This is a genomic window from Streptomyces sp. NPDC049687, assembly GCF_044465285.1.
Lineage (GTDB): Bacteria > Actinomycetota > Actinomycetes > Streptomycetales > Streptomycetaceae > Streptomyces.
In genome coordinates this window covers 161,435-173,155 of the sequence record NZ_JBITLN010000013.1, presented here as the reverse complement: position 1 = coordinate 173,155, position 11,721 = coordinate 161,435, and the positions used below count along the sequence as shown (strand labels likewise).

Genomic DNA, 11,721 nt, shown 5'->3' with positions numbered 1-11,721 from the left:
TCAGCCCCGCTCCAGCGCGCCCAGGACGCTGTGTGTCACCCCTTCGGCGTCGAGGCCGGTCTCCCTGTGCAGCACGGGCACCTGACCGTGCGTCAGATAGCCGTGGGGTACGCCGAGCCGCAGGACGGGAGTCGGGCATCCCTCGGCCGACAGGTGTTCCAGTACCTCGCTGCCCAGCCCGCCGTCGGCGAAGTGGTCCTCCAGCGTCACCACGAGCCGGTGCCGGGCGGCCCGCTCGGCGAGCGCCGGGTCGACCGGCCGGATCCAGTGGGCACGGGCGCGTCCCGTGCGGTGGCCGTGGGCGGCCAGGCGCCGGCCGACGTCCGGCCCGAGCGCGTCCAGGGGGCCGGCGGTGATCAGCAGCACGTCGGCGTCGTCCGAGCCGTCCCAGCTCCACCGCCCCACGGGACGGGGCCCGCTCTCCGCTCTCGGCAGCGCCCGGTTGTGCCGCAGCAGGACCGGGCCGGACCCGTCGAGCGCCTCGCGCAGCATCGCGGTGAACGTCCCGGTGTCGGAGGGCTCGCCGATGACAGCGCCCGGCACGTGCCGGAACAGGGCGATGTCGAGGAGGCCGTGGTGGGAGGGGCCGTCCCCGCCGGTGATCCCGGCCCGGTCGCTGACGACGACCACCGGCAGCCGGTGCAGGCCCACGTCGAACATCAGCTGGTCGAAGGCCCGGCCGAGGAAGGTGCTGTGGATGACGACGACGGGACGCCGGCCGGTCATGGCGAGGCCGGCCGCGTAGGTGACGGCGTGCTGCTCGGCGATGCCGACGTCGACGATCCGGTCGGGGAAGGCGCGGGCGAACGGGTCGAGCCCGCTGGCACTGGTCATGGCCGCGGCGACGACCACGATCCGTTCGTCCTCGGCCGCCGCCCGGCACAGGGTGTCGCTGAGCACCGCGCCGGCCGCGACCCGGTCGCCCGCGGTCGGCGGCGGGGCGCCGGTGGCCGGGTCGAAGGGGGCGACGCCGTGCAGATGGTCGACGGGGTCGTTCTCCGCCGGCGGGTACCCCAGTCCCTTGCGGGTCACCACGTGGACGACGACCGGGCCGCGGTGGTCCCGGGCCCGGGTCAGGGCCGCTTCCAGCGCCGGGACGTCGTGGCCGTCGACGGGGCCGACGTAGCGCAGTCCGTGCCAGTCGGCGTCGTACGTACGCCCTCGGCCGCGCAGCTCGGCCAGGGCGAGCGCGACGGCACCGGTCGTCGGCGCGTAGCTGCGCCCGTTGTCGTTGAGGACGACGACCACGTCGAGCTGGCGCTCTGCGATGTCGTTGAGTGCCTCCATCGCCATGCCGGCGGTCAGCGCGCCGTCCCCGATGACGGCCACGACCTGCCGCCCGGAGCCCGCGCCGAAGCCGGCGGCGAGTCCGGCGGCGTACGACAACGAGGTGCCGGCGTGCGAGTTCTCCACCCAGTCGTGGTCGCTCTCGGCCCGTGACGGGTAGCCGGCGAGTCCGTCCCGGGTGCGCAGGGCGGGGAAGCCCTCGGCCCGCCCGGTGACCATCTTGTGGATGTACGACTGGTGCCCGGTGTCCCACAGCAGGATGTCGTGCGGGCTGTCGAAGACCCGGTGCAGCGCGAAGGTGAGTTCGACGACGCCGAGGTTGGGGCCGAGATGGCCGCCGTTGCGGGCCGTGCTGTCCACGACGAGCTGCCGGGCCGCGACGGCGAGGGCGTCGAGCTCCGCGGTGCCGGCCTCGCGCAGCGCCTTCGGGCTGAGCCTGCGCAGGGCCTCGGGTACCACGTCGGCCTGTGCCTCGGAGGTCATGCTCCGTCCTCCATCTCGGCGAGGAGGCGGGCGAGTTCCTCGGGCGACGCCTCGGCGAGGAGCGCGTCGACGTCGTCGCCGTCACTGCCGGGGTCCGGTTCGGCCGTCGTCGTCCCGTCGGTGTAGTGGGCGACCTTGGCGGCCAGCGCGGCGGCGGTGGCCTCCTCGAAGAGGTCGGACATGGGCAGGTCGATGCGGTAGTGGTCGCGCACCCGGGAGATGAGCTGCATCGCCATCAGCGAGTCGCCGCCGAGTTCGTCGAAGAAGCTGTCCTGGGTGCCGACCCGGTCGATACCGAGGAGCTGCGCCATGTTGTCTGCGACGAACTGCTCGCGTTCGTCGCGCGGTGCCACGAACGGCGTGGTCATCGACGGCCGCCGGTGCAGCCCGCCGTCGTCGCCGGCGCCGGGCTCCGCATCGGCCGGCTCGGGGACCGCGGGGCTCGTGGCGCGGGCGGTGCGGGCCCGTTGGACGCGCGCGTCGAGCGGAGCGGTGGAGACGGCGAGGTGCGGCAGGTCGTGGCGGAGGGCCGCCTCCACGGTCTCGGCGAGCTCCTCGGGGTCGAGGGCGTAGCGGTCACGGGCGGCGCCCAGGGACACCTCGCCGGGGCGGCGCCAGTGCTCCCAGTTGACGACGCTCCAGCGCGTCGCCGTGTCCGGCCGGGCGCGGCCCGCGTAGGCCTCGGCCCACAGGGTGGTGGCGGTGTAGGCGGCGCTCGCGACGCCGCCCAGGACGGTGGCGAGGCTGGAGACGACGACGCACGCGCCGACGTCGAGGCCCTCCAGGGCCGCGTCGAGCGCCGTGAGGCCCTCCACGCGGGCGTGGACGTGCGGGGCGAGGGCGCCGTCGGACAGGGCGCCCAGTTCGCCGACTCCGGCCGCGGCGGGCGGGCCGGCGGCGAAGAACACCGCGTCGATGCGGCCCCGGCGTTCCTGGACCTCCGCCAGGGCCTTGCCCAGGGCCTTCTCGTCGGCCGCGTCGCAGGTGATCGTCTCGTGGGTGCCGCCGATGTCCGGCAGTCCGAGGTCGTCGGAGGCGACCCGGTCGTCGAGGAGGACGACGTGGGCGCCGAGCCGGGACATCAGATGGCGGGCGGCCGCCCGGCCGAAGAAGCCCTGGCCGCCGATGATCACGTAGACGCCGCCCTGCCGCCAGGCCGGCGACTCTGCGGCCGGGGCGGGTGCGGGGGTGAAGCGGCGGGTCCACCGGCGGCCGCCGCGCAGGGCAACCACGGCGGGGGCGTCCTCGGCGTCCAGTTCGGCGGCGAGGCGTGCGGTCTCCCGGTCCTTGTCGCCGGGCCGCGGGGCGGCGAGGTCGACCCCACGGGCGCGCAGCAGCGCGGACTCCTGGTGGAGCAGCCGGGTGACGACGTGGGCGGCGGCCTGGGCGGGGTCGGCCGCTTCGTCGCCGTGCACGTCACAGGCGCCGTGCGTGACGACCACCAGCTCGGTGGGGCCCGTCGCGTGGCGTTCCAGGGCCCGGACCAGAGGCACGGCGGAGCGCAGTGGTCCGGCCGGGTCGTCGCCCGTCGCGGTGAGGAGGACGACGTTCGGCGGCAGGGTGCCGGCCTGGCGCAGCGGGGCGAGCTCGGCGTCCCAGGCGGCATCGTCCTTGCCGGGCGCGGTGAGCGCGCCGCCGGGGACGGGACCGGTTCCGGCGTCGACGACGGTGGCGGTCCGTCCCCGGGCGGTCAGGTTGCGGGCGAGCTCGGCGGCGAGAGCGCCGTGCCCGTCGGAGACCACGAGGACGGGGGCGCCGCCGCGCCGGGCGCGCAGCGGGGGCAGGCTCTCCCACACCGGCAGGTGCCACCAGTCTGCCGGGGATGGGCGCCGCTCGTCGTCCGCGACGGCGGCGGCCGCCGTGGCCCGCGGGCCCTCGGCCGGTGTCACCCAGTAGCGCCGGGGCTCGAACGGGTAGGTGGGCAGCGACAGCCGCAGCCGCCGGGTGCCCTCCCACAGCCGGGGCCAGTCGAGGTCGACGCCGCCGCTCCACAGGACACCGAGGCCGTCGAGGAGCACGGCCCGGTCGTCGCGCCGCTCCCGGGGCCCGCCCATGGTCTGGGCGATCGCGGGCCAGTCGCCGGAGACGGTCCTGGCGAAGGCCGAAAGGACCCCGCCCGGGCCGGCCTCCACCAGGGCCGTGCCCGGCTGGGCGGCGAGGGTGGCGCAGCCGTCGGCGAACCGCACGGTCGAGCGGGCCTGGCGCGCCCAGTAGCCGGGGTCGGTGGCCTCGTCCTCGGCGATCCAGGCGCCGGTGACGCCGGAGATCCACGGGATGGCCGGGGCGCTCAGGCGCACCCCGTCGAGCGCGGCGGTGAGGCCGTCGAGGGCGTCCTCCATCATCGCGGTGTGGAAGGCGTGCGAAACGTGCAGCCGCTGCACCGGGACGCCGTCGCGTTCGAGCCGGCGGGCCGCTTCCGCCACGGCCTCGGCGGGCCCGGCCAGGGTCGTCGCCCCGGCGGCGTTAACGGCCGCGATCTCCACTCCGTCGCCGGTGTAGGCCGCCGCCCGGTCCTCCGGCAGGGGCACGCCGATCATCGCGCCGGGCGGGAGGTCGCTCATGAGCCGGCCGCGGGTGGCGACCAGCCGCAGCGCGTCGGGCAGCGGGAGCGTGCCGGCCACGGTGGCGGCGACGATCTCCCCGACGCTGTGGCCGAGCAGGGCACCGGGTTTCACGCCGAGGTGGATGAGTTCCTGGGCGCAGGCGTACTCGACGACGAACAGGGCGGGCTGGGCGAGCGCCGTGTCGCGCAGCCGTTCGGCGTCCTCCTCGGTGGGGCGGCGGGCCAGCAGCAGTTCCCTGAGCGTGGCGGCGAGGCCGTCGTCGAGGTGGGACAGGCACGTGTCCACGGCAGCGCGGAACGCGGGCGAGGCGTCGTACCGGCGGCGGGCCATGCCGCAGTACTGGGTGCCCTGTCCGGGGAAGAGGAAGGCGACCGAGGTGGCGGGCGGTTCGGCGTGCCGGGTGGTGACGCGGCCGGAGCCGGGCGCCTCCAGGGCGTATCCGGCGTCCTCGACGTCCCGGACGACGACGGCGCGCCGGTGCGGCAGCGCCTTGCGGCCGAGGCCGAGCGTGTGGGAGACGTCGGCCAGGTTGGCGCCGGGGTGTTCGCGCAGCCAGCGGGCGAGGCGCGCGGTCGACGCCTCCAGCGCGCTGGGGGTGCGGGCGGACAGCACGAGGAGCTGGTGGCGTTCGGCGGGTTCGGAGACCGGGGGCGCGGGGGGTTCCTCAAGGACGACGTGCGCGTTGGTGCCGCCCATGCCGATGGAGTTGACGGCCGCCCTGCGGGGGGTGGGCCCCTCCCACTCCTCCAGTTCGTTGTTGACGTAGAACGGACTGGATTCCAGCTTCAGTTGCGGGTTGGGCGTGGTGAAATGCAGCGTCGGCGGGATCAGTCCGTGCCGTACGGTCTGGACGGCCTTGATGAATCCGGCGACGCCGGCGGCGGCGTCGAGGTGCCCGATGTTCGTCTTGGCGGAGCCGAGGGCGCAGTACTGCCGTTCCTGGGTCGACTCGCGGAAGGTCATCGTCAGCGCGGCCACCTCGATGGGGTCGCCGAGCGGGGTGCCGGTCCCGTGGGCCTCGACGAATCCGATGTCGGCGGCGTCGACGCGGGCCGCCTCCAGTGCGGCGGCCGCGGCCCGGGCCTGGCCGAGCACGCTGGGCGCGGTGAAACTCGCCTTGGCGGCGCCGTCGTTGTTGATCGCGGTGCCCTTGATCACGGCGTAGATGTGGTCGCCGTCGGCGAGGGCGTCGTCGAGGTGTTTGAGGACGACGACGCCGACGCCGGTACCGACGACGGAGCCGCCCGCCCGGGCGTCGAAGGCGCGGCAGTGGCCGTCCGGCGAGGAGGTGCCGCCCGGCTGGTGGAGATAGCCGCCGCCCAGCGGCATGCGCACCGACGAACCGCCCGCGAGGGCCATGTCGCACTCGCCGGCCAGGAGGGCCTGGACGGCGACGTGGATGGCGACCAGCGAGGTCGAACAGGCCGTCTGCACCACGGTGCTGGGCCCCTGGAGGTCGAGCTTGTAGGAGACGCGGGAGGCCAGGTACTCCTTGTCGTTTCCGATCATGATCTGGAGGTCGCCGACGACGTCGACGACCTCGCCGTTGGCGATGAGGTTGGTCGGCAGATAGGTGTTCATGGTCGAGCCCGCGTAGACGCCGACCAGCCCGTCGTAGCGCGACGGGTCGTACCCGGCCTCCTCCAGGGCGTGGTAGGAGCACTCGAGGAACTGCCGGTGCTGGGGGTCCATCACCTCGGCCTCGCGCGGGCTGTAGCCGAAGAACGCCGCGTCGAAGGTGTCGGCGCCGTCGAGGGGGGCCGAGGCGCGGACGTAGCGGGGGTTGTCGAGGAGGTGCTGGGGGACGCCCCGCTCCTTGAGTTCCTCGACCGTGTGAGTGCGGATGGACTCGATGCCCTCACGCAGGTTGCGCCAAAACTCGTCCGGGTCCGAGGCACCCGGCAGCCGACAGCTCATCCCGATGACGGCGACGTCGGCGGGAGTGGTCACCATGTGTTCGCTCACTGGGTGCTCCTCGGGTCGGGGTGCTCTCTGTGGGACAGGGCGCGCTGACGGCCGCGTGCCCGGCGTGCCACCGCGAGTGGTCGGGCGGGCGGCGGGGTGCCGGTCGGCGGGCCTGCCGCCGCTGTCTCGGCGAGCAGCCGCTGGAGGTGCTGGGCCAGCAGCCGGACGGTGGGGTGTTCGAACAGGAGCCGGAAGGGCAGTTCACCCGTGCCGAGCCGGCGGCTGATCCGGTCGAGCACCGGTCCGACGGCGAGTGAGTACCCTCCGGCCTCGAAGAAGTTGGTGTCGACGTCGAGGGAGTCGAGGCCGAGGACCTCCCGCCAGACGTCGGCGACCACGGCGGTCAGGTCCCCGGCAAGCGGGCGGCCGGCGATCGGGGACGGGCGCGGGACGCGGGCCAGCAGTGCGGTCTCGTCGAGCTTCCCGTGCCGGGTGAGCGGGAAGGCGTCGACGCGGACGATCCGCTGGGGCAGCAGGAAGGCGGGCAGGAACGCGGCCAGCTCTCGGCGCAGGGTGTCCTCGGTCGCGGCGGTGTCCGCCACGACGAACGCCATCAGCCGGGCCGCGGCCCCGCTCCGGTCGACCACGACGGCGGCGTCGGCGACGTCGGGCAAGGCCCGCAGCGCGGCCTCCACCTCGCCGGGCTCCACGCGGTAGCCGCGCACCTTGACCTGGGCGTCCCGGCGCCCGACGAGGTGCAGTTCCCCCGCGCGCACCAGTCCGAGGTCGCCGGTGCGGTACATGGCGGTGCCGTCGGCGACGACCTGGTCGGGCACGAATCCCCGCTCGGTCTCCTCGGGCCGGTTGAGGTAACCGCGGGTCACGCCGGGCCCGCCGATGCACACCTCACCGACGACGCCCTCGGGCAGGGGTGCGCCGCCCGGTCCCATGACGTACACCCGGCTGGCGCCGGTGGCCATGCCGACGGGGAGGGTGGTGGCCGTGGCGAGGCGCCCGGTGTCCACCGTGTGCATGGTGCAGTTGATGGACGCCTCGGTGGGTCCGTAGCCGTTGATGATCCGGCAGTCCGGGGCGAGCAGCGGCAGGGCGGCGGAGACAGCCGCGGGCGAGAGGGTCTCGCCGCCGAGCACGAGCAGCCGGATGCCCTTCAGACCGGTGTGCTCGGCGACGAGTTCGCGCAGGAACGTGGGGGTGGCGAACAGGGTGTTGACGTCGTCGCGGCGCAGGAACTCGCCGTAGCCGGCGGCGGAGTGGCGTTCGGCGGGGGCGGGCACGCAGAGGGTCCCGCCCCACAGGAGGGTGGTGAACAGCTCCTGCAGGCCGAAGTCGAAGGTGAGGGCCAGGGTCTGGGCCAGCCGCATGCCCGGGCCCGCGCCGAGTCCGCCGACCTGCCAGGCGAGCAGCGGGTGGACCTCCCGGTGGCGTACGGGTACACCCTTCGGGCGTCCGGTGGTGCCGGAGGTGTAGACGACGTAGGCGATGCCGTCCGGGGTGTCCCGCCCGACCGACAGCGGCGGCGCGGGGCGGTCTGGGGAACGGTCCGGATCGAGCGGTGGCAGGGCCACCGCGACCGCGTCGCCGGCCCACTCGGCGACGGCGGTCGCGCGGGGCGGCGGGTGGACGACCGCGGCCACGCCGCAGTCGCCGGCCATGAAGGCCAGCCGGGGCGCGGGGAGGTCCGTCGGCAGCGGCACGATGCCATAGCCGCGGACCAGGGCGGCGAGTGCGGCCACGGTGAACTCGACGGTGTCGTCCAGGTGCAGGCCGACGAGCGGGGTGCCGAGGTTCTTCGCTTCCGGCAGGTCGGGAAGCGCGGCCGCCGTCTCGCTCACGCGCGCCGCGAGGTCGGCGTAGCTCCAGCGGCGGTCCGGGGCGACGAGGGCGGGGGCGTCCGGGCGCAGCGCCGCCTGTTCGCGGAAGAGCGCGCCCAGGGTGACCGGCGGAACGGGCGGGGTCGTGGGCAGCAGGACGGCGGCGGGTGTCGCGGGACCGGTCAGGCCGGCGGGTGCGGCGGGCTCGGTCACGGCCCGGCGGACGAAGTCGGCGAAGCAGCGGGCCAGGGTCCGACCGGTGCCGGGGTCGATGGCCGCCGGATCGAAGGCGAACCGTCCGATCAGGCGGCGCCCCTGCCAGGTGAAGGCCACGTCGAGATCGGCGTGCGGGCGGGGCCGGCCGGGCGGCCGGGGGCCGAGCCGCAGCCCGCCGACGGTGACGCCGTCATGGGGCAGGTCCAGGGCGGCGCTGCCGAACCCGTGGGTGCCGGGGCCGGGGTCGCCCACCCAGTCGCACATGACGGAGAAGGGCGGCCCGGACGTGCCGCGGGGGCGCTGGAGATAGCGGGTGATCAGGGAGAGCGGGATGCGGGCGTGGTCCATGCCGTCGAGGAGGGCGCGCGCGGCGACGGATATCGCCTCCCCCGGGGTCGTGGTCCGGGGCAGCGTCAGCGGCAGGGGCAGGGTGTTGACGAGGTAGCCGACGGCGTCGTGGGTCTCGGCGCCGTCGCGGACGGCCAGCGGAACGCCGATCGCCAGGTCGCGCCAGCCGGTCAGTTCGGCCACGAAGAGTCCGAGGCAGCCGAGCAGCACCGCGAAGGGGGTGGTGGTGTGGCGGGCGGCGAGGGAGACGACGCGTGCGGTCGTGCGGTCGTCGAGGTGCAGCGACACCGCCTCGCCGCCGCTGCGGGCGGCGGTGTCGCCGGGGACTACGGGCCACTCCGGCGGTTCCACGGCGGCGAGCCGTCCGGCCCAGGCCCGCGCGCCGTCGTGCACCTGCGGGTCGGCGAGCAGGGCGGCCTCCCGCCGCACCACGGGTTCCCACGGTGTCGGCGCCGGCAGGTCGGGCCGCTCGCCCCGGCGTACGGCGTCGTGCGCGACCGCCCATTCGCGGGCCAGGACGGCGAGGGAGTGCAGGTCGGCCACGAGGTGCGACACGCGCAGGACGAGGACGGCGGGCTCCCCGGCACACTTCAGGACGACGGCGTCGAACAGGGGCCCGGTCGCCGGATCCAGGGGCGCGTCGAGCAGTTCGGCGGCGTGCGCCCGCAGGGTCTCGGGGTCCGGCAGGGTCCGTAAGGCGCACCACGGATGGGCGTCGGAGGGCAGCACCTCGTGCCGGAAACCCTCGCCGTCCCGGGGGAAGCGGCTGCGCAGCTGCTCGTGCCGGGTGACACAGATCCGCAGGGCGGCGGCGACGGCTTCGCTGTCGGCGTCCGCGGGGAGGGTGAAGGTCCGGGCGATGGTGTAGTCCCGGGGCCCGTCGGCGGAGGCGGCGGTGAGGAAGGCCAGCGCCTGCTGACCCTGGGTCATGCCACCGGGTGGCAGGGGGCTTCGCGCGCCGGGATCCGGCGGGGCCGTGGGGACCACGGACGCGGCTCCGGCATCGGCCGACCCTGTCGGTCCTACGACGCGTGCGCCGGAGTCTGCCGCGGCCTGCGGCTCCGTGTTCCTTGCCCCGTCCGCCTCCCCGAGGGCGGTCACCAAGTCGTCCACGGTGGTGCCGGCCAGCATCCGCGCCAGCGGCACGTCGAGTGCGAACTCGTCGTACAGCCGCTGCTGCAGCCGGATGGCCCGCAGTGAGTCCAGGCCGAGCGCGGTGAGGGTCTCGTCGCCCGGCAGGGCGCCCTCCGGCACGGCCAGGACGTCGGCCACGGCCCGGGCGAGAGCGTGGGCGTGGGGCGGCCGGGGCGCGGTGGCACGGGGTGCGGGTGCGGCGGCGAGCCGGGGCAGGGTTCCGTCGAGGTAGGCGGCGCGGCAGGCGCCGCGGCGGACCTTGCCGCTGGTGGTGCGGGGCACGGCGGAGGCGCGGACGAAGACGCAGTCCGCGAGGACGAGACCGTGCACGGCGGCGACCGCGGCGCGCACGGACCGTTCCAGGTCGGCCAGTTCCTCGCCGGCCCGGCGCACGGCCTGGACGGCGACGGGCCCCCGCGGGGTGTCGAACACGGCGCCCGCCGCGCGGACGAGCCTGGGATCGACTGCCTGGATGGTCGTCTCGATGTCGGCGGGGTGATGGTTGAGGCCGCGCACCACCAGGAGGTCCTTGGCGCGTCCGGTGACGTAGAGCTGCCCGTCCCGGATCCGCCCCAGGTCGCCGGTGCGCAGGTACCGCCGTCCGTCGACGCACAGCCCGAAGTGGTCCTCGGTGGCCCGGGGGGCACGCCAGTAACCGGCGGCGACGTTGTCTCCCGCGACGCAGATCTCGCCTTCTTCTCCGTCGGGGACGGGAGTGTCGCCGTCGATCACGAGGAGGCTGTCGGTCTGCCAGGGACCGCAGGAGACCACCTCGTGGCCGGGGCCGAACACCACCGTGCGCGGCGCGGTGTCCCGGCCGTCGCCGCTGATCAGAAGGGTGGCCTCGGCCATGCCGTAACTGGGGCAGAAGGCACCGGCGCTGAAGCCGCTCGGCGCGAAGGCCGCGGTGAAGTGGCGCAGTGTGTCGGCGCGGACCGGCTCGCTGCCGTTGCAGGCGATCCGCCAGGAGCTCAGGTCGAGATCTCCTGACGCGGCCTCGTCCGCGGCGGCGTCGGCGCACAGGGCGTACGCGAAGTCGGGAGCCGGGGAGATCGTGCCGCGGTGGGCGCTGATCGCCCGCAGCCAGCGCAGCGGGCGTCGCAGGAACGCGGTGGGAGGCATCAGGACGGCACTCGCCCCGAGGTACAGGGCGTGCAGCAGGCCGCCGACCAGTCCCATGTCGTGGTGGACCGGGAGCCAGGAGACAATGACGTCGTCCGCGCCGCCGCCGAAGACGCGGCCTATCTGCGCCTGGTTGGCGAGCAGGTTGGCGTGGCTGACCATGACGCCTCTGGGCGTGCCGGTCGAGCCGGAGGTGTACTGCAGGAACGCGAGGCCGTCCGGCCGAAGGTCGGGCGCCGTCCAGGCCTCCGGGTCGGCGTGCAGCAGGTCCCCGTACTCCACGACGGGCACGGAATCCGTCAACACTTCCTGCGTTTCTACTTCATGACGGACGATCAGAGCGGGATCGGCGTCGTCGGCGATCGCGGTCAGGGAGGCCACGGTGGCGAGAGTGAGGCCGGGCGGTGCCACCGGTACGGCCGTGCAGCCCGCGTACAGGGTGGCGAGGAAGGCGACGGCGAACTCCAGGCCCGGCCGGCACAGCAGCAGTACCCGGTCGCCGGGGGCGCAGCGGGCGGCGAGGGACACCGCGGCGGCTCGCGCGCGCCGGTCGAGTGCGGCGTAGTCGAGGTGGTCGGTCTCCTGTTCGCCGTCGGCGAGGAACCGTAAGGCGACCTTGGCGGGCGTGGCGGCGGCCGCGCGACGGACGCTGTCGAGGAAGGTGCGGTCCTGCGCGCCGGCTTCGGTGGTGACGAGTGGACGAGGATGGACGACGTGCCAAGGACGCACCTGCGATCCCCCTTGGTCATGGAAGGGTGTTTCCCGACAACCGGTTCGCGAAGTACATGACCCATGCAACTGGCCGGAGATCCTCCTGGCCCGGCTCAGCA

General features: G+C 75.0%; 3 protein-coding genes. All 3 read right to left on the bottom strand.

What is annotated here, in order from left to right; all coding sequences use genetic code 11:
- The 3 genes from ACIBVL_RS33495 to ACIBVL_RS33485 are packed head-to-tail and all read right to left on the bottom strand — an operon-like array spanning window position 1 to window position 11,620.
- A complete protein-coding gene (locus ACIBVL_RS33495) occupies window positions 1-1,770 on the bottom strand; it encodes a 1-deoxy-D-xylulose-5-phosphate synthase (RefSeq protein ID WP_399103163.1) in 1,770 nt (589 codons plus the stop codon).
- The gene (locus ACIBVL_RS33490) at window positions 1,767-6,299 is read right to left on the bottom strand and encodes an SDR family NAD(P)-dependent oxidoreductase (protein ID WP_399103161.1); all 4,533 of its coding nucleotides are present in this window, start codon (window positions 6,297-6,299) and stop codon (window positions 1,767-1,769) included. Before ACIBVL_RS33490 ends, ACIBVL_RS33495 begins: the two co-directional genes overlap by 4 nt.
- Complete coding sequence (locus ACIBVL_RS33485; RefSeq protein WP_399103159.1) at window positions 6,296-11,620, bottom strand: amino acid adenylation domain-containing protein; 5,325 nt, start codon at window positions 11,618-11,620, stop codon at window positions 6,296-6,298. Before ACIBVL_RS33485 ends, ACIBVL_RS33490 begins: the two co-directional genes overlap by 4 nt.
- Window positions 11,621-11,721 lie beyond the last annotated feature (101 nt).

Excerpts from the sequence above, each read along its gene's own strand:
- ACIBVL_RS33495 (WP_399103163.1), bottom strand. The coding sequence starts at position 1,770 with ATGACCTCCGAGGCACAGGCCGACGTGGTACCCGAGGCCCTGCGCAGG.